Raw genomic sequence first — 26196 nt, 5'->3', positions numbered from 1 at the left:
ACGGGCCGACCCGGTACGGGTGGCCTTGTGGTCAGAACTGCCCGACGTGTGCCCGCTGGACACCGCCGCGCCCCGGATGTTTCCATAGCAGCGTCGATTGTCAACAATCCTACGGAACTCGATACAAGGAATTGAGGCCATCGCATGGCGGAGCTCTCCCCGGCCCTCAAGCAGGCGACCCCGGTCCTCGCCGCACGAGGCGAGGGTGTCTACATCTACGACGAGGACGATCGCCGCTACCTGGACTTCACCGCGGGGATCGGTGTCACCAGCACGGGGCACTGCCACCCCAAGGTGGTGGCCGCCGCCCAGGAGCAGGCCGCGACGCTGATCCACGGCCAGTACACCACCGTGATGCACCGGCCCCTCCTGCGACTCACCGAGCGACTCGGCGAGGTGCTCCCCGAGGGAGTCGACCGCCTGTTCTACGTGAACTCCGGCAGTGAGGCGGTGGAGTCCGCCCTGCGCTTGGCCCGCCAGGCCACCGGACGACAGAACGCCGTGGTCTTCCAGGGCTCCTTCCACGGCCGCACCATGGGGGCCGCATCCCTGACCACCTCGGGAGTGAAGATCCGCGCGGGCATCGGCCCGCTCGTTCCGGGAGTCGTGGTCTCGCCCTTCCCGTACGCCTACCGGCTGGGTATGTCCGAGGCAGACGCCGTGGCCTACGCCCTCCGCGAGCTCGACTACCAGTTCGCCACCGTGACCTCCCCGAAGGACACCGCCGCGGTGTTCATCGAACCGGTCCTCGGCGAGGGCGGCTACGTGCCGGTGCCCGACGCCTTCCTCCAAGGCCTGCGCGAGCGGGCTGACGAGCACGGGTTCCTGCTGGTCATGGACGAGGTGCAGACCGGCTTCGGTCGGACCGGCACCTTCTGGGGGCACGAGCACTCGGGTGTGCGTCCCGACATCGTCATCACCGCCAAGGGCCTGGCCAGCGGTTTCCCGCTCTCCGCCATCGCCGCGCCCGCGTCGATCATGGACAAGGCCTGGCCGGGTTCCCAGGGCGGCACCTACGGCGGCAACGCGGTGTCCACCGCCGCCGCCCTGGCCACACTGGACGTGATCCAGGAGGAAGGCCTCGTGGAGAACTCCGCCCGCCAGGGAGAGCGGCTCCACCAAGGCCTCGCCAAGATCGCGGAGGCCCACCCGGCCATCGGTGACGTGCGAGGCCGGGGCCTGATGCAGGCCAACGAGTTCGTGAAGTCCGATGGAACCCCCGACGGTGCCGCCGCACAGAGGGCCCAGCAGGCCGCCGCCCAGAACGGTCTCCTGCTCCTGACCTGCGGTCCCGCCGGAAACGTCGTGCGCTTCATCCCGGCGCTCGTCGTCAACGCCGACCAGGTCGACACCGCCCTGGAGCTGTGGGCGGCCTCCGTGGAGGAAACCTCCTGACCAGCCCGGACGCCGCCGGACGCCGCCGGACCCCCGGCGGCGTCCGCATGGCCCGTGTCACACCGAAAATGGGCGCGAAGGCACTCCGGCACCGTGATAGAGTCGGAGACGTCGCAAGGGAGAGCCCAAGGGTTCACCCGGGCGACACACAACTGAAGACCTGCACTCGTAGCTCAATGGATAGAGCATCTGACTACGGATCAGAAGGTTGGGGGTTCGAGTCCTCCCGAGTGCGCCACCTTGAGACAGTGGAGGAGAGACCCGGCACTTGCTTTGGCAAGCCGGGTCTCTTCTTGTGTTGCCCCAAACCCAGCCCGGCACTTGCTTTGGCAAGCCGGGTCTCTTCTTGTGTTGCCCCAAACCCAGCCCGGTAGCCGCCGGGGAACCCAAGGGAAGAAGGCGGCACCCGGGGCGGATCCCGGATGCCGCTTCAGTGGCGGACAGTCGCCCGCGCTCAGCTTTCGGTGCGCTCCCCGGCGGGCTCGCCCGCGGACCCCTTCCGGCGGCGGGCCAGGTAGACGGCCGCGCCGCCGCCAGCGGCAATCGCGGCACCGGCGGCCACTAGGCCGACGACCGAAGAACCGGTCACGGCCAGGTCGTCCGACTCGGTGCCGGATTCGCCTGTGGAGTCCTTGCCGTCCGGGGCAGCTCCGCCCTCGGAGCCCTCGTCCCGGCCCTCGCCGTTGTCGCTGCCCTGGCCACCGGACCCGTTGTCGTCGCCTTCGCCCTGGTCCTCCTCGTCCTTGCCGCCCTCGTCCTTGTCCCCGGAGCCGTCCTCGTCGTCTTCGGGAACCCCGGGTTCGATGTCCGCGCCGACCCAGCCCTGGCCGACCTCGTAGGTGACGCTGAACCCCTCGTCGGGGAAGTCCACGACCAGGTCCAGGCTGTGGGTGGCACCCCAGTAGTCCTGGCCCTCGTAGGAACTCTCCCAGAGCTCCTCGTCCGTGACGAGGGAGAACCCTGCGCCGACCTCGTTCACCCCGACGGACTCGGATCCCTCTGTGTGGGTGAACACCTCTTCGCCCGCCCAGTTCTGGGTGACCTCGATCTGTTCGTCGAAGAAGGAGGCCTCGAGGACCAGTTCGTCGGATGCGTCCTCCGGGGTTTCCAGGCCCGGCTGCGAGACCCCGTCCTCGGCCGCATCGCGCATGGCCTCGACGTTGGCCTCGGTGAGCTCGATCCGGAGCTCTTCGAAGGACACGGCTGCGAGGAGCTCGTCCTCCACCACGTCGGCATGGATGTGGGTCCTGGACTCGGCGAAGATCTCTCCGTTGAAGGCATCCAGGTACTTATTGGTGCCGTGGACGTCTCCGCCCTGGGAGTAATGCGCGCTGAGGGACCCCTCTTCGGCGACGTTGGCCGCTACGTACCCGACCTCTCCGGTGTCCGCTTGGGCGGGCAGCGCGGCGGCCACACTGAGGGCGCCGAAGGCTGCGAAGGCGATCCCGCCGCGGAGCACTCGACGGGCACGGCTCTGGGAACAGTTGATCAAGAGAATCCTTGTTCGGATCGGATCCGGACGCGTCCTGAGGAGCGGCCGGAAGGGGGATGTGACGCACGGGCCTCCGACGGGCCGGGGTGCTGGGTAGCGGTAGGCGTGGGGTGGCCCGCCTGCCTCTACCGGTTGTCGACCGTAGTTCCAAGAGATATCGGGCGAAGGTAACCGCGGTGAAGAACCGATAACCCGCACCCTGTGCCTATCCGCCCCGCGCCGCAGCCTTCCGGTGCCGGGTTCGGTAGCGTGAGCGGTCCCCGGGTGTGGGATCGCTCCCGGCCGACTCGGGCGTCGCCCCACGCCACCGCCCCCTCCGGAGACCCCCATGCCCACCTCTTCCGCGCCGGCACGCAACTGGGCCGGGAACCTCACCTTCGCCAGCCCTCGGATCCACCGGCCCAGCAGCCACGACGAACTCTCCGCTCTGGTCCGGGACAGCCCGCGTATCCGGGCCCTGGGCAGCGGGCACTCCTTCAACGGGGTCGCGGACTCCGGGCACGACCTGGTCCGGCTGGACGCCCTCCCGCGGGAGATTGAGGTCGACGCTGACCAGTCCACCGTGACGGTCACCGCCGGGACCCGGTACACGGAGCTCGCCGCGGAACTGCACCGGCGGGGCTTCGCCCTCGGCAACCTGGCCTCGCTGCCGCACATCTCGGTGGCCGGTTCCTGCGCCACCGGAACCCACGGCTCCGGGGACGGGCAGAGGTGCCTGTCCGCCGCCGTGCGCGGGCTGGAGCTGATCGGTCCGGACGGCAAGGCCGTGTGGCTGAGCCGCGAGAGCGACCCGGAGACCTTTCCGGGGACCGTGGTTGCGCTCGGGGCCCTGGGTATCGTCTCCCGGCTCACCCTGGACATCGAGCCGACCTTCGAGATGTCCCAGCGGGTCCGGCTGAACGTGCCTCTGGACGAGGTGGCCGCCGCCTTCGACGGGGTGTTCGGCTCCGCCTACAGCGTCAGCCTGTTCACCGACTGGGCCGGGGACACGGGCCGGGTGTGGCTCAAGCGCCGCGTGGGACAGCCCGAGGGCCCCTGGGGCGGGGGCAGCCCCGCGAGCGGCCCGGAGCACCCGGTACCCGGGATGCCGCCCGAGCCCGCCACCGGGCAACTGGGCGTGGGCGCCCCGTGGTTCGAACGCCTGCCGCACTTCCGCCCCGAACTGCCGCCGAGCGCGGGCGAGGAGCTGCAGTCGGAGCTCTACCTGCCGCGCGAGGCGGCCCCGGAGGCCTTCGCGGCGCTGCGCGGCATCGGTTCCCTGGTTGCCCCCGTGCTGTACATCGCCGAAGTGCGCACGGTGCGCGCCGACGACCTGTGGCTGAGCCCCGCTCACGGACGGGACTCGGTGACCTTCCACTTCACCTGGCACCGGAAACCGGACGCGGTGGCTCCCGTGCTCAAGGCGGTGGAGGAACGGCTCGCTCCGCTGGGAGCCCGTCCGCACTGGGGCAAGCTCACCACGCTGGAGCCGCGGAGCGTGATCGGTGGCTACGAACGAGCGGCCGACTTCGCCGGTCTCCTGGAGCGCTTCGACCCGGCCGGGAAGTTCCGCAACGCCTTCACCGACGACTACTTCCCACGGGGCTGACCGCTTCAGGGTTGGTTGCCTCCCCGGTCAGTCGAGCGGGCCCTCGAAGCGCAGGTGTTCGTCGTGGTGGCCGATCTCGACGGCCAGGTGTTCGGCGCTCTCGGGGACGGCGCACCACATGGGGAACTCGAAGACCCCTTCGTGTTCCTCACCGAGGCGTTCGTCCGTGTCCGCCGCCGAGGTCTCGCCGTCCACCTCGCAGGTGACGTCCAGGTTCACGAAGCCGAACATCCGTCCCAGCCGCGGCACGGTGACGGTGAGTTCGAAGTCCGCGCGGCCGGGTTCGGTCAAGGTGACCTCATGGACGAGGTAGTGCACGTGGGCGTTGTTTCCCCACTGGAATTCGGACTCGTAGGCGCCCTTCGGGTGGGAGACGGTGATGGCGCTGTCGAAGCCGGCGGTGTTGGTGCCCGAGCACCCGGTGAGGGACAGCGCAAGCGCCAACGGAACCACGGCGTATACGGGGGACGTGCGCATGTGCCCGATGCTATGGCCCGGTGTGCGCCGGTCCGCCCCCGCCTACCCCCACGGGCACTCGTCCGTTCAGGAGGGATGCGGGGGCACCGGTGGGCCGCCGGGGTCTCACTCCCAGGCGAGGCGGCGGGCCGTGGACACCTCCACCGGGGAGCTGCCGAAGTGCGCGGACAGGAGTACGCGGCCCTCGTCGGTGTGGGTGTGGACCACCCGTCCCCGGCTGATCCACAGGTTCCACGCAGCCTCGAAGGCGTCGGCCCCCTTCCGGTTGCGGGCCAGCACCGCGGGCACCGCGTGGTAGACGGCGCTCGGTGGTCCTTGCTCCGCGGGAACGTAGCGGGGCGCCAGGTAGCGAGGGCTGCCCAGCAGCGGTCCGAGGACGTCGTCAAGCGCCTCGGCGAACAGCTCTGAAGCGTCCGGGGCGGCGAGCGTGAACCGGTATACGCCGTCGGTGTCCACGTGGATCCGCACCCGATCCGCGCCCGCCCGGGAGCGGCCCGCGTTCTGCAGGGCGTCGGCCACGGCACAGGCGTAGCGGGCCGTCTCCACCGGCAGAGCAGCTTCCCGGCGGAACTCCGCGCACTCCCTCCGGCGCCGAAGCCACGACCACACCGCGCCTGCCCCGAAGCCGAGGGCCGGGGCCAGCAGCCAGGGCGCGACCAGCGCCGTGACCAGGCACACTGCCGTCGCGAGTGCCAGAAACACCGCTACCGCGGGCGGGCCCGCTCCGCCCGGAACCTCGACCCCGTCCGGCCCGGTCAGTACCCGGGGCGGGAACGGCGGCTGGAGGTCCACACCCGCCGTCTTCACGCCCGCCGACGCTTCGGCGCCCACCGCGCCCGTGACCCCGGCGTCCGTGCCCACAGCGGCGTCCCGGACCCCGCGTACCCGGAGGGTGGTCAGCAACCGGTCCTGGTAACCCTCGCCGAGCCGCCACCGGTTCCGGGTTCCCTCCCGGTCGGCGGCACGCTCCAGCATGCGCGCGTTCACCGCCTTCGGCTCGGCGGGCGGCTCGTACGGGGACAGCTCGGGGTCCACGTGCGCGACCCCGCTCATCACCTCGCCGTCGGCGCTCACCCCGAGGTAGCCCTCGTGCTTGCGCACGAACCTGCCCCAGTCGGCCGCCCCGCGCGGGTGTTCGTGGCTGACGCACACCACCGTCCAGGTGTGCGCGGTCTTCTCCGGCCAGTCCGGGTCCAGCCGCAGTGCCCGGCCCCGGCTCTGCACCACGGACGTGGGGGTGGTGGCGGTGGTCAGGTCCACCACGGTGTTCACCCCGCGCGCGTCCCACCCCTCACCGAGGAGCGCGCGCGTGCCCACCAGCACCTGGGAGCAGCCGGACTCCAGGAACCGCGTCACCACACCCACCCAGGTGCGTGAGGTCCAGGCGCCCTCCACCACGTGCAGGCCTTCGGTCTCGCGGACGGACAGATCCACCCCGGGCAGTTCCTCGCGGGCGAAGTCCAGGAACGCGGCGCTGGTAGCCGGTCCGGTTGCAACGGTGCGCCCGGTGACCAGTACCGGGTCCAGTGCCGCGGTGCGCGGGTCGGCGGCGAGCTGGCCCACCTGGAGCCAGGCCGAACCCGCATCATCTGCGAGCACACCCCGGAGTGCGGCGGGTGCGCGGGCGGAGGCGCGTTCGTGGTCGCACAGGACGAGGGCGCGCAGCCGGGGTCCCACCGCGTCCTTCTCGGCGGCGAGGATCTCCACGGTGGCCAGTGACTTCGCGGCGCTGCGGGCGAGGACCCGGTCCACGGGGGAGGCGCCCCGGCGGATGCCGTTCCGGGTGAGGTGGTAGCCCACGGACGGCAACGCTGCACGGATCCGCTGGCGGGCCTCGTCGTCCCGCTCGGAGTCGGGGTCGAGGCAGTGCTTGGCGTAGTCGCCGATCAGCGCCGTCCAGTCCTCGGCCTGGGGAGGGTGCCGGTGCCGTTCGTGGAGGCGGGCGCCGTCGGGCGGCGCGATGAGTCCCTGGTGGTGCAGGCGCAGCACGGCGTCGGTGAGTTCGGGGTCGCGGGCGGCGAGCGTGGTCCATCCGATCCGGCCGCCCTCCCGTGTGTCCCTGGAGACGAAACGGGCGTCCAGCCAGGGGAGGAAGTCGGTGGTGGCGAACCCGGGGGCGAGCAGGTCCGTGCACATCGCCTCGAACCGCGCCCCCTGCCCGGCCAGGTACTCGTGCTCGGTCAGGGTGGGTTCGGTGACGAAGGCGAGTTCGGCGAACGGTGCCAGGTACCCGTCCCTGACCAGCGCGGGGATGGACGCCCCGGTGACGGGAGGGCCGAAGAGCCGGTCGACCAGCTTCTTCTCCGCGGCCGTGAGGCTCCCGGCGGGGGTACCGGTCAGCCCGATCACGTGGGCGTCGGGGAGTTCGTCGAGGATCTCGGCGAGCAGGCGCCCCCACACCTGGAGGAGGTGGTGGCACTCGTCGAGGAGGAGGGTCAGCGGCCCCGCTGCGTGCAGCGCGTCCACCAGGGCCCGTCCGTTGGGGTGCAGCCGATCCCGGACGGGGGTGGCCGAACGCCCCTCCTCGTCCGTTTCGGCGTCCGGGTCGAAGACGGCGAGGGACTGGTAGGTGAGGACGTTGACGGCGTGGCCGAGGTCGCGGTCGCTCCCGGCGGTGCAGTCAGCGGGCCGGTCGAAGGCTTCCCAGTGCCGGACCCACTGGCCTTGGATGGCGGTGTTGGGTGCCAGAACCACGGTGCGGCGGCCCAGCAATCCGACGAGGGTCTTACCGGAACCGGGCGGCAGCACGATCCACGTCCGCCGCCCGCCGTCGCGCCAGCGTTCGTCCACTGCGGTGAGCGCCTCGCGCTGGTAGGGGCGGAGCTCGCCCGGCCAGGCTGCGGTGGCCAGCGGTGGTGCCGTCTCGGACATCCACCCAGCTTAGGTCGGACCGTCCCGAACCCGGGCGGCGGAGGGCGGCCCCGCCCCTTTCGGGGCAGCTGGCCGGCCCCGGACCCCATGTCCGACGTCCGGGACCGCCCCTCCCTCACTCCGAACGCAGCCCTTCCGGGCGCATCGTCCGCAGCAGTGCGGGCACGGCGAGCAGGGTTGCGAGGAACACCGCGCCGGTGCCAGAACCCGCGATGAGCAGGACGGCGGTCAGGTCGAAACCCACCGGCAGCCCGGTCAGCCCCATGAGCGCGGCTCCCAGGGCCGTTCCAACGGCGGTCGCCACGGCGATACCCAACAGCACGGGCAGCGCCGTCTGCCACAGCACCGAGGCCACCAGGGTGCGCCGCCGGGTACCGAAAGCGGTGAGGACCGCGTGCACCCGTTTGCGTTCACGGACCTGCTCGATGGTGCCCACCAGCATCCCGGCCGCGACCAGCACGACGGCGGCGACCGCACCGGCGAGCAGCATGTCGCGGATTCCGTCCAGGGGCGAGGCGGTTCCGGGACTGTCGTAGAAGACGACCCGGGCCAGCGGATCCATAGCGGTCGCGGTCGCCCGGACCTCTTCCTGCATCTCCGGGGCCGTGTGGTCGACACGGAGCCAGATACCGGTGCTGGTGTCCCCTCCGGAGAGCTCACCGCCGGAGACCTCGGCCCCGGAGGCGGCCGCCGCCTGCGGGGTGGCGAGGACGACCTCCGCGTCCGTGCTGTCGGCCGACACGGTGACCTCGTCGACCGGGGTGAACTCCGGTACTTGCCAGAGCGCGGTGTCGTCCTCCGGGTCGCTGGCTGAGACAGTGTCGCCCGGGGCCAGCTGCTCGGACGCGGAGAACGCGTCACCCGGTGAACACCCGGGCAGGTCGGCCATGCGCATCAGCGTGGAGCAGTCCGCGACCCGCAGGGCCGCGTGCCCGTCCGCGCCGAAGCTCCCTCCGCTCCCGGTGAAGGCGAGCGCCGCCTCGACCCCCGGAGTGTCCTCGAAGCGCGCGCCCGGATCGTCGGCGTCCCGCAACGGAAGATCCGCTGTCAGGTTGAATTTTCCGCCGCCGAACTCCGCGTCCTCGTACGCCTGTGCCGCGAGGACTTCGGCGGGGATTTCCATGTCGGCCTCGGCGCTGGCGAACAGGCCCTGGAGCGCGATAGCGCCCGCCACGGTGACGACGATCCCGCTCACCGCGCGTACCGGGCCACCGCCCCCGGTACCCAAGCGCCGCAGCGCGAGCTGGAGCGAGAGCGGGCCTCCGGACGCCCGGTCGAAGAGCCGGTCCAGGAGCCAGGGCAGGACGGCGGTCGTGCCCAGGAGGACCGCCAGGACACCGAAGGCGACCACGGGGGCCCACATCACCCCGTGGAGGCTTCCGTCGAGCCCGTAGACGAGCATGGCGGCCCCGAGAGCCAGCAGGACCAGGCGCCACCACAGCCGTTGCCGGGGGCGCTCGGCCCGGCGCACCACCCCGAACGGTTCGACGACCACGTTGCGCAGCGCCGCTTGGGCGACCCACAACGACAGCACCGGCACGACGAGGAATACCAGTGCCGCCAGCACGGGCCGCGGCACCACGTCGGTGGCGAACACACCCGAGGCGATCGGCACGACCTCCGCTATCGGGCGTCCCAACAGGAAGAACACGACGCCGAGCGCCAGTCCGGCCAGCGTTCCGACCAGGGTCTCCCCGGAGGCGATCCGCCGGGTCGCCGCGCGGTCCGCGCCCATCAACCGCAGCGCGGCCAACCGCCGGTCGCGCTGATCTCCGCCGAAGCGCACCGCCGCCGCGAGGAACACCAGGGCCGGGGTGAGCATCACGACCGTCCCGACCACGCCCAGCAACAGGATGACGGGTTCGTCCTGGCCGGAATCCGGCTCGCCGCCGTAGTGGGTCAGGCGGGTGCCCCGCTCCTCATCCAGGTCATCGCTGCCGGTGAAGTGGGCCAGCTCCTGCGGTCCGCCCAGCCCTTCGGGCCCGATCTCCCCGACCACCTCGGCGTCGAACCGGCGCTCGAGGACCTCGTGTTCCGGGTCCTCCAGGAGGTCGGCCAGGGCGGGGGAGACGACCATCTCGCCGTCGCCGGGCAGGGTCTCGACACCGGGAGGCAGCGGCGCGTCCGGCCCTTCCGAACGGACCACCCGCCCGGTGATGTCTTCGTCGAGGTACCAGTCGTCGGCCACCGCGGACAGCAGGGTGCCGTCGGCGGCGGGCGGTTGGGGGTGTTCGGCGACCTCGTAGTCGAGGCGGTCGGCGGCCCGCTCCGCGCGGTTGTCCAGGATGGTCGGCAGCGACGCGCCCAGGAGCAGCATCGCCGCGGCCAGGCCCACGCCCACCGCGGTGAGCAGGGTGCGCAGCACGCTCTCCCGTCCGCCCGTCATGGACAGGCGGAGCCCGATCCGGAGATCGTTCAGTGCGGAGGGCCGGGGTTCCCGGTGCGGCCTCTCGGAATGCTCGCCGCGGCTCACCGGGTCCCTCCCAGGTCACGGGTCCGGCCGTCGCGCACGATCACCTCGCGGTCGGCGTAGGCGGCGACCCGTGGCTCGTGCGTCACCAGCACCACGGCCGCCCCGCTCTCCCGGGCGGCGTCGGTGAGGAGGCGGATGACGCGCTCACCGTTCAGCGAGTCCAGCGAACCGGTGGGTTCGTCGGCGAACACCACGCGCGGCCGGGTGATGAGGGCGCGCGCCACGCCCACCCGTTGGCCCTGGCCACCCGAACACTCACCGGGGCGTTTGGCCGCCACGTCACCCACGTCCAGCCGGTCCAGCCAGCGGGTCGCGGAGCGTTCGGCACGGCGCCGGGACACCCCGCCCAACCTCAGGGGCAGGGCGACGTTCTCCACGCAGGAGAGTTCGGGGACGAGCTGGCCGAACTGGAACAGGAAGCCGAACTCGCCGCGGCGCAGGGTGCTGAGCAGGGTGTCCGGGGCACCGACGAGGTCGATGCCGTCGTAGTCGATCTCGCCGCCGTCCGGGCGGACCACGCCGGCCAAGCAGTGCATGAGGGTGGACTTTCCGGATCCGGAGGGGCCCATGACGGCCACGACCTCGCCCTCGTGCAGGGACAGTGAGGCGTCTTGGAGGGCCTGCGTGAGGCCGAACGACTTGCTCAGTCCCGAGGCGGTGATGAGTGCTGCACCGGTGTTCCCGGGCACGGCGTGCCCGGGCGTGCCCGAGAGCAGGGGGTCGGAGGTCATCGGCGGACCACCTCCCCGGCGAGGTCGTTGAGCCGGGCCGCGGTCAGCTCCAGCCACCGGAGGTCGGCCTCCATGTGGAACAGGGCGTGGTCGCAGATGAGCTGTTCGGCGAGGTCCCCGTCGGCCTTGCGGCGGGTGAGGACACGCATCTGCTTCAGGTGTTCGGCCCGCTGGATGTCGAGGACGTCGTCGGCGGACCGGTCGGTGAGCAGCGCGAGCACCACCTTGGTGTACAGGGTGCTCTGGAGGTAGGGCTCGGGGTTCTCCGGTTGGGCCAGCCACCGGGCGACGTCGGTGATCCCGGCGTCGGTCACGGCGTAGCGCTTGCGTTCGGGGCCCGCCCCGGGTTCCACCGACTCCACCTCGACCAGTCCGTACTTCAGGAGTCGGGAGAGGGTGGCGTACACCTGGCCGTAGGCGAGCGGTCGCTTGGTGGCGAAGCGCTCGTCGTAGGCCCGTTTGAGGTCGTATCCGTGTTGGGGCCGCGTTTCCAGTAGTCCGAGGAACGTCTGACCGAGTGACATGGGGCTCACTATACACACGGAGTATACCCCATGTGTATAGTTGGCCGGAGCCGGACAGCGCCAAGGGCCCTGGCGGGTGTGGCCAGGGCCCTTGGCGGAAACGGCGGGGCGGCAGCGGACGGTTTCAGCGAACAGGGCTCAGGCGGCCGGGACCACCGTGTGCCCGCGCACCGTGGCGACCAGGAACACCAGCGCGGCGGCCACCGCCGTAGCCAGCATCACCGCCGCCATGCTCCCGAGGGTGGCAGCACCGGTCATCCCGGCGGTCGCGGCCAGCGCCGAACCCACGCCGAACTGGAGTGTCCCCAGCAGGGCGGAGCTGGTCCCGGCGATCTCGGACGGCTGCCCGGACAGGGCCAGCGCCGTCGCGTTGGGCGAGATGAGCCCGGTGAAGACCATCATCACGAACAGCGCGGCCGTGACGGTCACCAGGTTGGCCCAGTCGGTGGCGGCGAGAGCGGCCAGGACCAGCACAGAGACGATCGCGCCCAAGAGACCCAGACCAAGGCGGCGGCGCAGCTCCATCCGCCGGATCAGCGCCACGTTGACCTGGTTGCCGAGGATCATGCCGAGCGTGGTCACGCCGAAGATCAGGCTGAACTGCTGGGCGCTGGCCCCGAGCTGGGCCTGCGACACGAACGAGAAGGCCGAGATGTACGTGAAGCTCATCCCGAAGCTCAGCGCGAGGACCATGGTCGGCGCGATGAACTTCGGGTCGCGCAGCAGAAGGGCGAAGGTGCGGACGAGGACGCGCGGGTCCTGCCGTTGCCGCTTCTCCACGGGCAGGCTCTCCGGCAGGGCGAAATGGACCAGGGCGAAGGCCGCCGCCCCGGCCAGCCCCAGCACCCCGAAGATCAGCTGCCACGGGCCGAACAGCAGCAGCTGACCGCCGAGGACCGGGCCGAGCATGGGGGCCAGGCCGGTCAGCAGCATGAGCCGCGAGAAGAAGGTCGCCGCCGTATCGCCGTGGAAGACGTCCCGGACCACCGCACGCGAGACCACCAGCCCGGCCGCCGCAGACAGGCCCTGGAGGAAGCGCAGGGCCATGAACGCTTCGGCCGAGTCCACGAACACGATCGCGAGGGTCGTCACGGTGAACACGGCGGTCCCCGCCAGCAGCGGTGCCCGGCGGCCCCAGCGGTCGCTGAGCGGGCCCACGACCAGCTGTCCGAGGGCCAGACCCGCCATGACCGCGGTCAGGGTCAGCTTGACCCGGGCTTCGGTGGCCCCGAGGTCCCCGGCGATCTCGGGGAGCGCCGGCAGGTAGAGGTCGGTGGCGAGCGGGCCGATGGCCGACAGGACACCGAGGACGAAGACGAGCAGGACGACGGAACGGCGCGGCGTCGCGCCGACGGCGTCCGCGTGGCTGTTCTGGCGCGCGTTCGGGCGCACGGCGGTAAGGCTCACGAGCTCTCCAGAGCATGGGAAGGTCGGGTACGACCTGGGGGCGGGTGTGCGGCGCCGTGAGCCACCTTCGGGTGGGGCACCTCATGTGTGTCCCAAGCGGGGACACTCCGCGTGCAACGGATGCCCCCCGAAGGGCAATCCCCGCTTGACCCGAGTTGGCCGGTGATCCGAACCACAGCCCGAAAGCCCCTGCCAGTGGGCGTTTCCGGGCTCCGTGAGGGCGCTCACCCAAGCCTAGGCGCGCACCGACCCGACGGTCCGGTAGGCGACTCTGTCACCTACCGGAGACCGCCGCCAGCCCATGGTCGGTGCGGCCGTTCGCCCCGCGGGCCCGGTGAGCTCCGCGGGCCCGTGCGCCCCGCAGTTCCGTTCGCTCTTCCGTCCCCGTGATTCCCGGGGTCAGCCCCGTGAGCCCCGGATGGTCGGGATGTTCAAGTGCGGCTGTCCGGCCGGTTCAGCGGGGCCGGATCCAGCGCTTGCTCCGCTCCCGATTCCCGCAAGGCGCGAAGGCGGGCGTCCTCCTCGGCACGGGCGGCGCGGCGGAGGCGGTGCCAGGACGTGGCCCAGCGGAGGCGTTCGCCCTCGTCGGTGCCGACGCAGGCGGTCACGAAGGCCATCAGGAACACGTATCCGGGCAGCTCTGTGCCCTCGAGGGCGCGCTGGAACTTGGCGGCGCTGACCACACCGCCGCACTTGTACTCCAGCTCCAGGTACGACCAGTCTCCGGCCCAGGCGAGGTAGCGGCGCATGGTCAGCAGGAACTCTGCGGGGGAGTCCGAGTTCATGGGGTCGGGACGCTGCTCCGGCTCCGGGCGTGCGGTCTCGGCCGGGCGCCCGGAATCAGTGGAGGGCCCAGCGGTGGTGGGGGACACCGCCTCGGGGGAGGGCACGGGCCCGGAGGGGACGCGGTCCAGCCCACAGTCCTTGAGGAGTGAGCGGTTGGGGCCGGTCGGTTCGAGGACGCCCGGGGCACTCACACGGTCTCCTTTTCGGCGGTCGAGAAGACGGCCAGTGTCATGAGAAAAGTGGTCCGGCACCTCTGCGGGGAGGGTGCGGAAGAGGGGGTTCGAAGAAGGCCGAACGTCGGGGGTCGGTGCGGGCGGGAACTCCCACGGATCGGTTAAGGCGAAATCTACCGGACGAAGTCGGTGCGGGGAAGCGCCTGGTGTCCAGGTTTGCGGGAGGCGTGCGTCTCTTTCCGACACGGTCCCTTCGTCACGTGCTGTCCCGTTCGGGATTTTTCCCAGAAAGCGGACCAAAGGTGATCTTGAGCCCCAGGAAAAACGTCGGCAATGCCGGAAACTTTCTTTTCCCTGTTCACTCGGGCACGGGTGGGGGAGTGATCTTTTGGCTGCGGGAAATGACCGGACCGAAAAGCGGAGTTGCGGGTGACCGTAACTAAGAGGGAGGGGCTTGTGGGGCCCACCAAAGGGCGGTGGCGTCGTCGCTGCCCTTGCCGCGCGGATACCGCTCGCGGGTCGGATCCGCGGCCTCCAGCGCACGGACACGCTCCAGCAGTGCCCCCGGCCCTCGGTCCCGGGCGAGGCCGAAGGCGCCTTCCCACGTCAGGTCCCCGAACACCTCCACCGAACGGGTCGCACCGTCGCTCATCGCCAGGAACGCGCCCATCGGCAGCACCCCGGTCAGTGCCTCCTCCGCCGCTCTCGGGTCCGCCCCCGCCGTCCAGAACCCGCCGGGCACATTGCGCCACTCCCGGATCGCGGTCCCCGGACCCGCCTTGGGGCGCAGTTCGTCCAGTCTGGTGTCGGCGATCAGTCGGACCTTGTCGTCCTCCTCCGCGAGCAGTACCGAATCGGACAGCACCAGGTACTCGAGCATGTTGCCGCCGATCCGGACCGCCACCACGGTCGTCGAGGGCGTTTCCTGGTTCCGGAGGTCGCACGTCCCCTCGTGCGCGGCGGACACGAACGTGATCGCCTCCGCCAGCGCCTCCCGGAGGGGCGCCCCGGAGTCCGCACCGGCCAGTAGAAGGGAGCCGAGCCGCCGCGTGAACCAGGCCACCCCGTGTGTGCAGCCGTTGTCCACGTCGCTGGGGGCGCTGGCGCCGTCGAGCAGGACCGCGGCGGTGTCGGTGACCGCGGCGAAGTCCTCGTTCGGGTGGCCGGCGCGTCCGGGTTCGGTGGCGAGGAGAAAGGGCACGGACACCCTCTTACCCGCCCAGGGCCCGGAAACACGGAAGGGCCCCGCGTTCTCGAACCGCTCCTGGACTGCTCCTCGGGACGGTTCGTGCGGGGCCCGGGGGCACGAGCCTGCGACTCAGCGCACGACCACGGTGGCGTGCACGTCCAGGTGGCCGTGCTCCCACAACCAGTCCATGGCGGCCAGGCTCACCCGGGCACAGCCCTTGGAGGCGGGCTGGGCCGGGACGCTCGGGTACCCGTGCACGGCGATGCCGCCGTTGAAGTACTTGGGCTTGTACAGCGCCCCGTAGGGACCCGGGTCCCAGTCGTCGACCTCGCGGAAGACCTCATAGGTGCCCGTCGGCGTGGCGGCGATCCGCTCGGAGCCGTCGGAGCCCTCGTAGGGCTCGCCGGAACCGGTAGAGGTGTGGATGACGCTCTCCACCTCGCCATCGGTGACGACCAGCAGCAGCTGCCGCTCCAGGTCGATCTCCACCGCCGAACCGGACTCCGTGGTGGCGGACGGGACCGTCCCCTCCTCGAGCGCGGCCCTGGTGTCGGGGCCGACCACACCGTCCCGGTCGATCCCGGCGGCCTTCTGCAGCGCCAGCACGGCGTGCTCGGTGTGCAGGCCGAACTCGCCGTCCGTGCCGTCGATCCAGTAGCCGAGTTCGGCGAGCTGTTCTTGTAGCGCGGTCACCTGGGCGCCGGAGTCACCGGAGCGAAGGTCCTCGGTCACCGCCGGGGCGCTGGGTGCAGCGGCCGCATGGGCTGAAACGGGGGCCGCGGCGGTCGCGAACGCGGCCGAAACGGGCGCGGTCGCCGTGGGCGCGGCCTGCGCGGGAGCGGCCAGCAGGGCCGCACCAACGGTCAGGGCGCAGGTCGCACCGAAGGTGAGGGTGGTCGTGCGGAGGGGGTGCATGGCGCGGAGCGATCGAGGGGAAACCATAGGCTCCATTTACCCACAAGCTCGGCAGTGCACCGGATCCGGGTCGGTGCGGAATCCCGCGGCCGTCTCGTTGGAGCCCAAGGCTCGGTGGCGCGTCACGGTGGTCATCGGCGACTCAGTCCGTCCGCTCCGGTGCGCGGTCGCGCAGGGAGCACGCCACCTGGGCCAGCGCGCGGCAGCGGGCGAATTCCACGGGCGTGAACGGAACGCCCACGCGGTAGACGGTCAGGGCGCCGTCGGGCGAGGGCAGGGTCATGGCGGTGCCGGAGAGCTCCTCGCGGGGGATGTGACCGTCCGAGGAATCGACGTGGCGGACGTCCTGGGCGGCGGCCAGGGCGAGGAGGCAGCGCTCCAGGTCTGCCGTGCCGGAGATCAGTGCGTCCACCATGGTGAGGGTTCGGCTGGTGGTGTCACTGAGCTCGTGGACGTCGGCGGTCCGGACCACGGCGTCGCGCCCTCCGGCGTCCCGCACTGCCCGGTGGAGGTCGGTCTCGCCGACGATGGCTGGTGCGCTCACGAAGAACTCGTCGACGGCGTCGGGGCCGTCGGGGTGGACCTGCATCAGGCGGATATCGACCCCGAGCGCTGCGAACCGGCCGGTCAGGGCGGCGAGCCCGCCGGGCACGTCGGCGACGGTGACCCGCACACTCCAGAGCCGGTCCTCGACGGGGGAGGCGGAGCGCGGGTGTTCGGGCGCCGTCGCCCGGCTGGTGTCCTGTCGGCGTGTCCGGCGGTGCCGGTGCCAGCGGTGCAGCGCGGAGAACGCGAGGAGAAGGACCCCCAACGCGATCAGGGTCCGCATACCGCTGTCGCTGTGTCCCAAGGAGACCACCACCAGGTGCGCCGCGCCCGCGGCGAACAGGAGTGTCCCCATCTCCAGCACCTCTCGGCCGAAGAATCCGTGGCGGTCGTCGGTTCCATGGCTGCTACTGGAAACGTCCATGCCTTCGACGGTGCCAATCCGACGTTGCGCCCGATCGTTGTTCTGTGTCGAGGCTGTAACGACGGAGAGTGATACCCCTCACGAATTTGCGCACTCTTTGTGCTTGGTATTGAACACAAGGTAGTTGGCATTCGTATGCAGGGGTGTCCGCGGAGATCTCGCGGTCGGTGACATACGGGGGAACCAGTTGACGAGAACAGCGACGAGGCGGATCACGGCCGGCGCGGTGGCGGCGGCAGCGGCCGGGATCCTGGTGGCGACGCAGGGCGCGGCCGCGCACGCCGGAGAGGAGGTCCCCGAGCCGGACATGTTCACCAGCGAGTTCTGGGTCGAGGCCATGCCCGACGAGGTCGTCGACGACGAGGGAAACCCGGTCGTCGGCGAGGAGGGCACCTGGGGATCGTTCGCGTTCCGGCTCAACAGCGATGCGGACATCATCTGCTACGACATCGCGCTCACCGGTGTCACCCCGCCCTACGAGAGCCCCGCCAAGACCGCGACCCACATCCACGAGGCCGCCGACGGTGAGTTCGGCCCGCCGCGCCTGGCCTTCCCGGACCCCGTGGACGACGGTGACGGCGTCCTGCGCAGCTCCGGCTGTATGCAGGGGCCGTTCACCACCGGCCTCGAGGGCGACGACGGCAACGACACCGGCCTGGGCTTCACCGTGGCCGAGATCGAGGACGACCCGGAGAGCTACTACGCGGACACCCATACCGCCGACTTCCCGGCCGGTGCGGTCCGCGGCCAGCTCGTGGACCACGGCTACGGCGGCTACGACAAGGGCAAGGGCGGCATGGGATCCCTGCTGCCCGGCTCGTCCCGGTAGTAGGGCCTGGGTCGAGGCCGAGTAGACGGCGTCGCGGTGACTTCGGGGGGCGTGGTCGCCGCGACGCTCCCTGACTGCCCCCGAAATCGCCCAGCTGAGGAGAGGCCGCTCCGGAGAGGCTGCTCCCGAAACCCGCCCCTCAGAAGGACGACGTGATCACGGGCTCGCCGCTCTCGTCGGTGATCTCGAACCCCACGGCGTCCTCCCGGAGCAGGGCGCTGTTGAGGTTGCACACCATGGGCTCGCTGCCCACCCCTACGAACTCGCCCGCCGGGTGGGTACCACCGTCCTCGTCGTGGAGCGTGGCCCGGTAGGTGCCGCCCTCCGCGAAACCCGAACCGGTCAGCCGGATCTCCACACCCCACGTGTGCGGGATCAGCTCTGCGTCCGCGTCCACCTGACCGTCGTGCACGGTGGTGGCCACACTCTCCAGCGGGACCGGGTCCGGTGCGAAGGCGGCGTGACCGGCGGCCACCCCGGCGCCGATCCCGACGAGGAGGGTGGCGGCGCAGGCGGCCACGAGACGGCGGGTCCGGTGGGCGCGCTGACGGGGCGCGCGTTCGGTACGCACCGCCGCGAGAACCCTCTCGCCGAGCTCCGGCGGGGGAGCGGGCTGCTGGGCGACGCGGTCGGAGTCGGCCAACGGGAGGAGTTCGGCGGCGGGACCGATGAAGTCGAGTTCGGCGCGGCACTCGTCGCAGCCGTCGAGATGGGCGGCGACCGACGCCCGCTGTTCGCCGTCGAGCATGTCGAGTGCGTACGCGCCTAGGAGGTCGCGTACCCCTCGGTGGGAGTCCCTGCTCATTCGCGCACCCCCAACTCGTCCATGACCACGCGCAGGGCCTTGAGCCCGTAGAAGAGCCTGCTGCGCAACGTGCCGACCGGGATGCCCTGCTCGGTGGCGACCTCGGCGTAGGGACGGCCCCGCAGATAGGTTTCCACGAGGGCGGCCCGGTGCTCGGCCCCGATCCGTTGGAGCGCCTCCTCCACGAGCCAGGATTGCATCACCTGTTCGTCGAGACTCCGCCCGGTGGAGCGTTCCGGGAGTTGTCCGCCCCCGCCCGGCGGCATGGGCAGCGGTCGCTTGGCGGCGCGACGCATTTCGTCGACCAGGACGTTTCGGGCGATGGCGAACAGCCAGACCCTCAGGCTGGCCAGCTCTGGATCGAACCGGTCAGCGGCGCGCCATGCGCGGAGGAAGACCTCCTGCACCACGTCCTGGGCAGCGACCTCGTCGCCGAGCTGGCGTAGTGCGAACCGGTACAGCTCTGGCCCGTGTGCGTTGTAGGCGGCCTGGACACCGCCCTCGTCACGCAGGTCCGGTTCAGGGGTACCGTCTCCGCGCTGACGGCGCCGTCGAAGCACACGGCCCATCCGTCCCCCGTCCCTGGTCGCCGGTCGGTCCCACTGAAGTGTGTTGGAAGAGTGTCTACGTCACCGGAGCGCTCCGCGTTCACCGTTCGGGAAGAAAAACCACCGGGGATCAGCGCGGATTGATGACGTCGGTGACGTCGATGTCGATCCGGGCGACCCGCAGGCCGAGGCGGTCCTCGACGAAGGCGGACATGGTCCGTCGGGCCGCCGCCGTGGCTTCGGGGATGACGGTGCCCGCGAGCACCCGGGCGTTGGCGGCGATGACCAGGCCGTCGGGGGTCCGTTCGATGCGGCAGCGGCCGAGGACCAGGCCGTCCGCGGGGTCGACGCAGTAGCGCAGCATCGCGGACACGGCGGAATGGCGGATGCGGGTGTCTCCTGGGCCGCCCCCGGGCAGCTGGAGTGTCTCCTTGGAACGACCCTCGGAGCGCACCACCCGCATCACGTCGTCCAGGAGGCCGGGCGGCGCGGTGACCTCCGGCGCGTCGCGCAACGCCGCCAGCAGGGGCCGGAACTCGTCCGCGGCGGCACGGCAGTGCGGACAGGTGCGTTCGTGCCCGGTGGCAGTGCCCGCCCGGAGGTGTTCCAAGAGCATGTCGGCGGAGGTGCCGCAGGGCAGCTGGTCGTGGTCGTCGGACGGGTCTACCGCCATGACTCAAGCGCCTCCACGAGATAGGTACGTGCGCGGTGTATTCGGCCGCGTACGGCGGTCGGGGTCGTGTCGACGATCTCCGCTATCTCCTCATAGCTCAAGCCTTCCATCTCCCGCAGAACCCAGCAGATCCGTTGCGGGGGCGGCAATCCGGACAGGGCTTCCTTCAGGGCCTCGTTCAGATCGGTGGCCAGGGCCCGCTCGGCGGGTCCGGCCTCCCGTTCCCGGAGGCCGGTGTGGTCGTCCTCAGCGGGCTCCTCTGGCCTGCGGGCGCGCACGGAGTTCAGGGCGAGGCGGCCGACGATGCGGTGGAGCCAGGCCCGGAACGTGTGCGGGTCCCGCAGTTCGGGCAGTTTGCGCCAGGCCGTGATGAGGGCCTCCTGCGCGGCGTCCCTGGCCTCGGCGGCGTTGCCGAGGGTGCGGAGGGCGATGCGGTACACGGAGTCCTGGTGCAGGCGGACGAGGGACTCGAAGGCTCCGTCGTCGCCGTCCTGCGCCCGCTCCACGAGCACGCTCTCCGGAAGTTCGGTGTCCGTGTGCATCTACGCGGGTCCAGCTTTCCCGAAGCCGGGGCAACTACTTGTCGACAACAGTGAACTACATTCCGCAGCTCTTTTCTGGCTGGAACATGTGCCTCAGATCACATTGATTTTCGCGTGAGGCAACCGGCCCCTCTCGTGTCTTCCCCACGACGGGCACCACACCGGAGCCCCCGACAACCCACAGGAGTACCCGATGGCCGACAAGAACAGCGCCACCGCCAAGGCCGACCTGCACGAGGCCCCGACCCCGGCGGTCCTGGACAACACCCCGGCCGGGCGCACGGACGCACCCCGCACGGACGCACCGCGCACTGATGTGGCCCGCACCGACCGCGGTACCGCGCGCACCGAGTACAGCGGCCGCACCGAGATCGCGGACGACGTCGTCGCCAAGATCGCCGGGATGGCCGCCCGGGAGGTCGGCGGCGTCCACCACATGGGCGGGGGAGCGGCCCGTGCCTTCGACGCCGTCCGCGAGCGGATCCCGGGTTCCACCTCCACCAGCAACGCCGCCCGCGGCGTGTCCGTGGAGGTCGGCCAGACCCAGGCCGCCGTCGACATCAACCTGGTCGTCGAGTACGGCATCTCCATCCCCGACCTCGCCTCGGTGGTCCGCCGCAACGTCACCGCCGGTGTGGAGCGCATGACCGGGCTGGAGGTCACCGAGGTCAACGTGACCGTCGACGACATCCACCTGCCCGACGACGAGGTGCGCGGCCAGGAGACCCCCTCCGAGCCCCGCGTCCGCTGACGCCCAACACCATCCCCCTGAACAACTAAGGAGCAAGAACGATGTGGTCGATCGTCGGACTGGCCTACGGGTCCCTCCTCGGCCTGGTGGCCTACTTCGGCGGGTTCGGAGCCTTCCTCCTCGTACTGGCGCTCGGCATCGCCGGGTTCCTGGTCGGCCGCGCCTATGAGGGGGAGACGGACCTGTCCACCCTGTTCGCGCGCAAGGACGGGAGCTCACGATGGTGAGCCCGACGGTCCACGGAGCAGGGCCGGCGGAGAGCCGGGAGACCTGGCCCGAGGGCCCCGCGCCCGGAGAACACACGCCCGGGGCCGGGCCCGCCTGGCCCGACGTGAGCCCGAGCGAAGCACGAGCCGCACACCGCGTCGCGGTCCGTACCTTCCGCCCGCGGCGATCCCTCGCCGCGGTGGTGGTCAGTACCGTGACCGTGCTGGTCGCCGGCCTGGCCGCGGCCGAGGTGATCAGTTCGCTGGCCGGTGCCCCGCTGCGGTTCGTCCCGCTGGACACGGTCTCCGAGCCGGCTGTCCACGCCCACTGGAACAGCCCCGAGATGCTCTTCGGGTCCGCGGTCAGTGCGGTGGTCGGCCTGTACCTGCTCCTCACCGCCCTCATCCCGGGGGTCAGCAGCCACATGGTGCTGCGCACCGACGACCGGGACCTGGCCGTCGGCCTCTCCCAGCGCGGACTGCGCAGAGTGGTCGAGCACGCCGCCCGCGATGTGGACGGGGTCACCGAGGTCCACGCCCGGGTGCGGAACCGTTCGGTCCGCGTCGTGGCCCGCGCCCCCGAGCGCCCCGACCCCGAACTGCGGACGAGGGTGGCGAGCGCAGTTCGGGAACGGGTCGCCGAGCTCGCCCCGGCCCGGCCGGTGCGCGTGCGCACCCGGATCCGCAGAGTGAAGGGAGAGCTCCGGTGAGTCGCTATCCGCACCGTGCCGCACGCAGGACCGCCCGGGGAAACCGGCAGGGACTGGCCCTGGTCGGGCTCCTGCTGATCGCCATCGGAGCGGTGGCACCCGTGCTGCTGTTCGACCCCTTCGGGGTCCTGGGCCCCCCGGGCACCCTCGGCCCGCTCGCCGCGGAAGACACCGTGTGGGGCGACCTCGCCCCGCTGCTGGCGGCACCCTGGGTGCCATACGCGGCCGCGGGACTGACCGTGGCGGTGACCCTGGTCGCCTTCCGCTGGCTGCTCGTCCAGGGGCGCTCAGCCCGGGTGCCGGCGCTCTTTCTGGACGAAGGCGACCGGGGGCGCACCGACATCCTCGCCCGCGCCGCTTGCAAAGCACTGAACAGGGAAGTCAGCGCCTATCCGGGGGTTCGCCGGAGTAGGGCGCACATGACCGAGTCCGCGCGCGAACCCTGCCTGCATCTGGAACTCGTCCTCGCCGAGGACGCCGACCCGGTGGCCGTGTGGCAACGGTGTCGCAACGAGGCCTTGGTCAGACTGCGTACATCCCTGGACCTTGACCGGCTGCCGACCGTATTGCGCGTCTCGGTGTCCGGCCATCCCTCTGGCAGGCAACTCGCCTGACCCGGACTCGCCCGAACCGGAGACTGTTCGGGCTGAGCGACGGGGGTGGTGCGGGCCCGGGTCAAAGGGGAGGACCCGAGAGGCCCCCACCCCCGTCGGAACACCCTCTGCCGACGCGGCCGCCGCTCAGGTCCGAGGCGGCCGTGCAGCACCGGGGCTCCGGTCAGGCGGACCGGGGGCCTTCGCCGTGGGCGGCCTCTTCCCGGCGCCGCGCCTTACGGCCCCCGTACACGCAGCGGCGCATCATCTGGTCCAGCGGTCCCGGCCGGTTGCGGACCGCCAGCCACGCGGCCAAGGCCAGGCTCACCGACCAGGCCAGCGCCGCCACCAGCAGCGCGCCCGCGCCGCCCACCACGGTCCCCAGACCCACCAGGTCAGGCTGTAGCGCGACAGCGACCAGCACCGAGTTCAGGATGTAGAAGGTCAGCGACCGCTCGCCCATGGCGGCCACCGCCCGGGTCAGCGGCCCGCGCGTGCGCTCCAGACGCGTGCCCCACAGGGCGAACAGCGCCGCGTACCCGGCGCCACCGAACACCCCGGTCAGGACCTGAAGCCCCATGAACAGGCCCTCGGTGACCACGTCCGGCGCCAGCACGCCCTGCGCGGTCAGCGCGCTGGGCACCGCGCTCAACACGGAGACCGTGATACCGACGACCGCGACCTTGGTGAGGAAGGACCGGTGCGCGGCGGGATCGTCCAACAGCCCCGCCCGACCGGCCCGGTACCCGATGACCACCAGGAGCAGCAGCGGGTAGGCCACCGCGATGAAGACCGGCCCGAACGGCAGGCCGACGAGCCGCTCGATCCAGTCGTCGAGGGCCAGGTAGCCGGGCATGGCGAAGGCCTCCGCGCCCTCGGTGCGCATGCCCACGCTCATGAAGACCATCGCGACGGGCACGGTGACGGCGTAGAAGACAGCGAACACCACGGCCGCGCGCACGATGGTCCGGTTGGGGCGCAGCAGCAACCAGCCGGTGACCAGGGCGGCCAGGCCGTAGGAGGTGAGGATCTCGCCGGGGAAGACCAGGAAGGCGTGCACGAAGCCGAACAGCAGCAGGAAGCCGCCGCGCCTGCGCAGCAGCCGCCGGACCTCCGTTTCGGAGGTGCCGCGCGCCCGCTGTCGCGAGACCATCCAAGCCATGCCGTAGCCGAAGAGGATCGCGAACATCGGGAAGGCCCGGTTGTCCAGGAAGAGCGTCGTGAACACCGACGCCACCCGGTCCTGTAGCGGTTCGTCCGCTATCTCGGTGCCGAAACCGACCCCGGCGTACACGCCCGCGTAGGCCATGGCGATCAGCAGCAGCATGAAGCCGCGGGCCAGGTCCGGCGCCAGCTTGCGCGGTGCTCTCGGGGGTGTGCTCCCCGTTGTGGCCGACATGTCGACTTGTCCTCTCTCTTGACCCGCTTGCTCCGTCATGGCCCATGCGCTTGGGAGATCTGCGCCATCCAGTCTCCAGCTGGAGGGGTGCCGACCGCATCGGCTGACCGGCCAGCCGATCGGCGGTCCCGTGACCACCGGTCGGCCGGTCCGCCTGTCCGGTCGGCCCCGATCGGGTCCGACCGGCTCCAGAGGGGGCACCGGCGTCGGCACTGGCACCGCCGGAAGTGGGTAGGCCGGGGATGGGACACGGCGCCCTCTCCGTCGCGCTGTGCTCCGGCCGAGGGATCCGAACCCAGGAGGCGGCATGAGCCGGTTCTTCATGAACGAACGCGAGACCCTGGTCGAACAGGCACTGGAGGGACTCGTCGAGGCCCACGGCGGCCTGGTCGACGTCCACACCGACCCCCTGTTCGTCACCCGGCGGGCACCCGCCACCGGCAAGGTCGCCCTGCTATCGGGAGGGGGTTCGGGGCACGAACCGCTGCACACCGGGTTCGTCGGGTCGGGCATGCTCGACGCGGCCGTGCCCGGCGACGTGTTCGCCAGCCCCAATGCCCTCCAAGTGCGCGCTGCCATCCAGGCCGCCGACTCCGGCGAGGGAACGGTGGTGGTGGTGAAGAACTACACCGGCGACGTTTTGAATTTCGGCATCGCCGCCGAACTCCTCGCCGAGACGCACCGGGTCGAACAGGTACTGGTCGACGACGACCTCGCCACCCAGAGCGAGGACGACGGTGGGCCAGGGCGCCGGGGAACCGCGGCCGTCGTCGCCGTGGAGAAGGTGTGCGGCGCGGCGGCCGAGGCCGGTGCGCCCATCGCCGACGTGCGGGCGCTGGGGCGCGACGTGGTGGACCGCTCGGCGACGCTCAGCGTTGCCTTCGAGGCGTGCACCAACCCGATGACCGGAAAGCGGTCCTTCGAGCTGGAACCGGGCGAGATGGAGTTCGGTGTGGGCATCCACGGGGAGCGCGGTATCGAGACCCGCCCCGTGACAGAGGCCGCCGCCCTGGTGGAGAGCCTGGTCAACCCGATCGTGGAGTCCGTGGGTATCCGGCGCGGGGACTCGGTACTCGCCATTGTCAACGGCCTCGGCGCCACCCACGGCCTGGAGCTCGGGGTTGCGGCCCGCGAGACACGCAGGGTCCTCGACGGTCTGGGCGTGAACGTTGCCCGATCGCTGGTCGGTCCCTACGTGACCTCGTTGGACATGAAAGGGCTGTCGATCACGCTCACCGTGCTGACCGACGACCTCGTGAAGTTCTGGGACGCACCGGTGCGCACGCCCGCACTGGTCTGGTGAGCGGAGGAATGACGATGACGGAAACCAGTGAACTCACCGGAGCGGAGACCAGGGCCTGGCTCCTGGCTTTCGCCGACCGGGTGATCAGGGACGAGGACGAGCTCACCGAACTCGACAGACAGGCAGGTGACGGCGACTTCGGCTGGAACATCAGCTCCGCGCTCAAGCGGGTCCGCACCAACCTGGAGGGCGGGAACCCGGCCGGGGTCTTCCAGTCTGTTTCCGATACCTTCCTTGCTTCGGGCGGTACCAGCGGGCCCCTCTTCGGCCTCTGGTTCGGCCGTCTCGGCGCGGGCCCGTCCGCCCCCTGGTCCGTGGTTGACCTGGCGAAAGCCTTCGACACCGCCACCGGTGCCGTCCGCCGCCTCGGCAAGGCCGAGGTGGGACACAAGACCATGGTTGACGCGATGGCCCCTGCTGCCGAGGCGCTCACCACGAGTAGCGCGGTGTCCTGGGGCGAGGCCGTGCGCGAGGCGGCCCGCGCGGCCCGCGCGGGGGCTGACTCGACGCGTGGCATGGTCGCCCACCGCGGCCGAGCCAGCTACCTGGGGGAGCGCGCACAGGACGTGCTGGACCCGGGCGCGGTTTCGGTGGCGTGGTTCTTTGAGGCTGCTGAGGCTGCTGAGGCCGCCGAGGGCGCTGGGTGATTCTGCTTCGCTTCGATGGGTCGTGGTGCTGGGTGTTCGGTGCTGGGTATTCGGTGCTCTTAGCGGCGGGGTGTGCGGGGTGTGCCCGTGGGGGTGTTGGTCTTGTGCGGGTGGTTTCCCCGTTTCCTGCCGCCCGATGGTGGCCGTCTCCGCTACGCGCCTCAAGGTCGTCGCCATCGAGCGCTTCGCGCGTCAGTGG

Annotated in this window: 25 protein-coding genes and 1 tRNA gene; 10 read left to right on the top strand and 16 right to left on the bottom strand. The window is 71.2% G+C overall.

Going from position 1 to position 26196, the window contains the following annotated elements; all coding sequences use genetic code 11:
* Positions 1–144 precede the first annotated feature (144 nt).
* Positions 145–1395, top strand: coding sequence for an aspartate aminotransferase family protein (locus tag ACYVD1_RS24060; RefSeq protein WP_460776757.1), 1251 nt, complete (start codon positions 145–147; stop codon positions 1393–1395).
* 162 nt (positions 1396–1557) lie between these two features.
* A tRNA-Arg gene (locus ACYVD1_RS24055) sits at positions 1558–1633 on the top strand.
* Between the two features lie 216 nt (positions 1634–1849).
* On the opposite strand, the gene ACYVD1_RS24050 is transcribed toward ACYVD1_RS24055, so the two are convergent.
* Positions 1850–2887: a hypothetical protein gene (locus ACYVD1_RS24050; RefSeq protein WP_460776756.1), complete on the bottom strand. Its 1038-nt coding sequence runs from the start codon at positions 2885–2887 to the stop codon at positions 1850–1852.
* 328 nt (positions 2888–3215) lie between these two features.
* Between ACYVD1_RS24050 and ACYVD1_RS24045 the strand changes: the two genes are divergently transcribed.
* A complete protein-coding gene (locus tag ACYVD1_RS24045; protein WP_460776755.1) occupies positions 3216–4475 on the top strand; it encodes an FAD-binding protein in 1260 nt (419 codons plus the stop codon).
* A gap of 27 nt (positions 4476–4502) precedes the next feature.
* Here ACYVD1_RS24045 and ACYVD1_RS24040 read toward each other — a convergent pair whose 3' ends face one another.
* The 10 genes from ACYVD1_RS24040 to ACYVD1_RS23995 form a co-directional block, all read right to left on the bottom strand.
* Positions 4503–4952 (bottom strand): hypothetical protein, encoded by a 450-nt coding sequence (locus ACYVD1_RS24040; protein WP_460776754.1) that lies wholly within the window; start codon positions 4950–4952, stop codon positions 4503–4505.
* Positions 4953–5057: 105 nt separating this feature from the next.
* Complete coding sequence (locus ACYVD1_RS24035; protein ID WP_460776753.1) at positions 5058–7823, bottom strand: DEAD/DEAH box helicase family protein; 2766 nt, start codon at positions 7821–7823, stop codon at positions 5058–5060.
* A 115-nt stretch (positions 7824–7938) separates the two neighbouring features.
* Positions 7939–10296: an FtsX-like permease family protein gene (locus ACYVD1_RS24030; RefSeq protein ID WP_460776752.1), complete on the bottom strand. Its 2358-nt coding sequence runs from the start codon at positions 10294–10296 to the stop codon at positions 7939–7941.
* Entirely contained in the window at positions 10293–11027 is a 735-nt protein-coding gene (locus ACYVD1_RS24025; protein ID WP_460776751.1) for an ABC transporter ATP-binding protein, read from the bottom strand. Before ACYVD1_RS24025 ends, ACYVD1_RS24030 begins: the two co-directional genes overlap by 4 nt.
* Entirely contained in the window at positions 11024–11551 is a 528-nt protein-coding gene (locus ACYVD1_RS24020) for a PadR family transcriptional regulator (RefSeq protein WP_460776750.1), read from the bottom strand. The genes ACYVD1_RS24025 and ACYVD1_RS24020 overlap by 4 nt, the downstream gene beginning before the upstream one ends.
* A gap of 138 nt (positions 11552–11689) precedes the next feature.
* Complete coding sequence (locus ACYVD1_RS24015; RefSeq protein WP_460776749.1) at positions 11690–12958, bottom strand: multidrug effflux MFS transporter; 1269 nt, start codon at positions 12956–12958, stop codon at positions 11690–11692.
* A gap of 431 nt (positions 12959–13389) precedes the next feature.
* Positions 13390–13935, bottom strand: a complete 546-nt coding sequence (locus tag ACYVD1_RS24010; RefSeq protein ID WP_460776748.1) for a hypothetical protein — start codon at positions 13933–13935, stop codon at positions 13390–13392.
* 421 nt (positions 13936–14356) lie between these two features.
* Positions 14357–15118: a protein phosphatase 2C domain-containing protein gene (locus ACYVD1_RS24005; RefSeq protein WP_460776747.1), complete on the bottom strand. Its 762-nt coding sequence runs from the start codon at positions 15116–15118 to the stop codon at positions 14357–14359.
* A 117-nt stretch (positions 15119–15235) separates the two neighbouring features.
* Positions 15236–16048 (bottom strand): L,D-transpeptidase family protein, encoded by an 813-nt coding sequence (locus ACYVD1_RS24000; protein ID WP_460776746.1) that lies wholly within the window; start codon positions 16046–16048, stop codon positions 15236–15238.
* Between the two features lie 115 nt (positions 16049–16163).
* Positions 16164–16991 carry an ACT domain-containing protein gene (locus tag ACYVD1_RS23995; protein WP_460776745.1) on the bottom strand — a complete coding sequence of 276 codons (828 nt, stop codon included), beginning with the start codon at positions 16989–16991 and terminating at the stop codon, positions 16164–16166.
* Positions 16992–17178: 187 nt separating this feature from the next.
* Here ACYVD1_RS23995 and ACYVD1_RS23990 point away from each other — a divergent pair, with 187 nt between their 5' ends.
* A complete protein-coding gene (locus ACYVD1_RS23990; RefSeq protein ID WP_460776743.1) occupies positions 17179–17820 on the top strand; it encodes a CHRD domain-containing protein in 642 nt (213 codons plus the stop codon).
* 139 nt (positions 17821–17959) lie between these two features.
* Here the strand turns inward: ACYVD1_RS23990 and ACYVD1_RS23985 are convergent, their stop codons facing one another.
* From ACYVD1_RS23985 to ACYVD1_RS23970, 4 genes are all read right to left on the bottom strand, one after another.
* Entirely contained in the window at positions 17960–18625 is a 666-nt protein-coding gene (locus ACYVD1_RS23985) for an anti-sigma factor (protein ID WP_460776742.1), read from the bottom strand.
* Positions 18622–19194 carry a sigma-70 family RNA polymerase sigma factor gene (locus tag ACYVD1_RS23980; protein WP_460776741.1) on the bottom strand — a complete coding sequence of 191 codons (573 nt, stop codon included), beginning with the start codon at positions 19192–19194 and terminating at the stop codon, positions 18622–18624. Before ACYVD1_RS23980 ends, ACYVD1_RS23985 begins: the two co-directional genes overlap by 4 nt.
* A gap of 109 nt (positions 19195–19303) precedes the next feature.
* Complete coding sequence (locus ACYVD1_RS23975) at positions 19304–19846, bottom strand: hypothetical protein (RefSeq protein WP_460776740.1); 543 nt, start codon at positions 19844–19846, stop codon at positions 19304–19306.
* A complete protein-coding gene (locus ACYVD1_RS23970) occupies positions 19837–20388 on the bottom strand; it encodes an RNA polymerase sigma factor (RefSeq protein ID WP_460776739.1) in 552 nt (183 codons plus the stop codon). The genes ACYVD1_RS23975 and ACYVD1_RS23970 overlap by 10 nt, the downstream gene beginning before the upstream one ends.
* A 193-nt stretch (positions 20389–20581) precedes the next feature.
* On the opposite strand from ACYVD1_RS23970, the gene ACYVD1_RS23965 reads away from it, so the two are divergent.
* From ACYVD1_RS23965 to ACYVD1_RS23950, 4 genes are read left to right on the top strand one after another with little or no spacing between them, the layout of a single operon-like run.
* On the top strand, positions 20582–21139 hold the full coding sequence (locus ACYVD1_RS23965) for an Asp23/Gls24 family envelope stress response protein (protein WP_460776738.1): 558 nt from the start codon (positions 20582–20584) through the stop codon (positions 21137–21139).
* Between the two features lie 41 nt (positions 21140–21180).
* Positions 21181–21366, top strand: coding sequence for a hypothetical protein (locus ACYVD1_RS23960; RefSeq protein WP_460762201.1), 186 nt, complete (start codon positions 21181–21183; stop codon positions 21364–21366).
* Positions 21360–22055, top strand: a complete 696-nt coding sequence (locus tag ACYVD1_RS23955; RefSeq protein ID WP_460776737.1) for a DUF6286 domain-containing protein — start codon at positions 21360–21362, stop codon at positions 22053–22055. Before ACYVD1_RS23960 ends, ACYVD1_RS23955 begins: the two co-directional genes overlap by 7 nt.
* Positions 22052–22669 carry an Asp23/Gls24 family envelope stress response protein gene (locus tag ACYVD1_RS23950; protein ID WP_460776736.1) on the top strand — a complete coding sequence of 206 codons (618 nt, stop codon included), beginning with the start codon at positions 22052–22054 and terminating at the stop codon, positions 22667–22669. Before ACYVD1_RS23955 ends, ACYVD1_RS23950 begins: the two co-directional genes overlap by 4 nt.
* A gap of 163 nt (positions 22670–22832) precedes the next feature.
* Here ACYVD1_RS23950 and ACYVD1_RS23945 read toward each other — a convergent pair whose 3' ends face one another.
* Entirely contained in the window at positions 22833–24047 is a 1215-nt protein-coding gene (locus ACYVD1_RS23945) for a DUF418 domain-containing protein (protein ID WP_460776735.1), read from the bottom strand.
* A 307-nt stretch (positions 24048–24354) separates the two neighbouring features.
* Here ACYVD1_RS23945 and ACYVD1_RS23940 point away from each other — a divergent pair, with 307 nt between their 5' ends.
* Both ACYVD1_RS23940 and dhaL read left to right on the top strand, forming a co-directional pair.
* A complete protein-coding gene (locus ACYVD1_RS23940; protein WP_460776734.1) occupies positions 24355–25350 on the top strand; it encodes a dihydroxyacetone kinase subunit DhaK in 996 nt (331 codons plus the stop codon).
* A gap of 8 nt (positions 25351–25358) precedes the next feature.
* Positions 25359–25997 (top strand): dihydroxyacetone kinase subunit DhaL, encoded by a 639-nt coding sequence (gene dhaL / locus ACYVD1_RS23935; RefSeq protein WP_460776732.1) that lies wholly within the window; start codon positions 25359–25361, stop codon positions 25995–25997.
* Positions 25998–26196 lie beyond the last annotated feature (199 nt).

This window comes from Nocardiopsis nanhaiensis (assembly GCF_054778635.1).
Note: the sequence above shows the minus strand (reverse complement) of the source record. Positions and strands in the feature narration are given on the sequence as shown.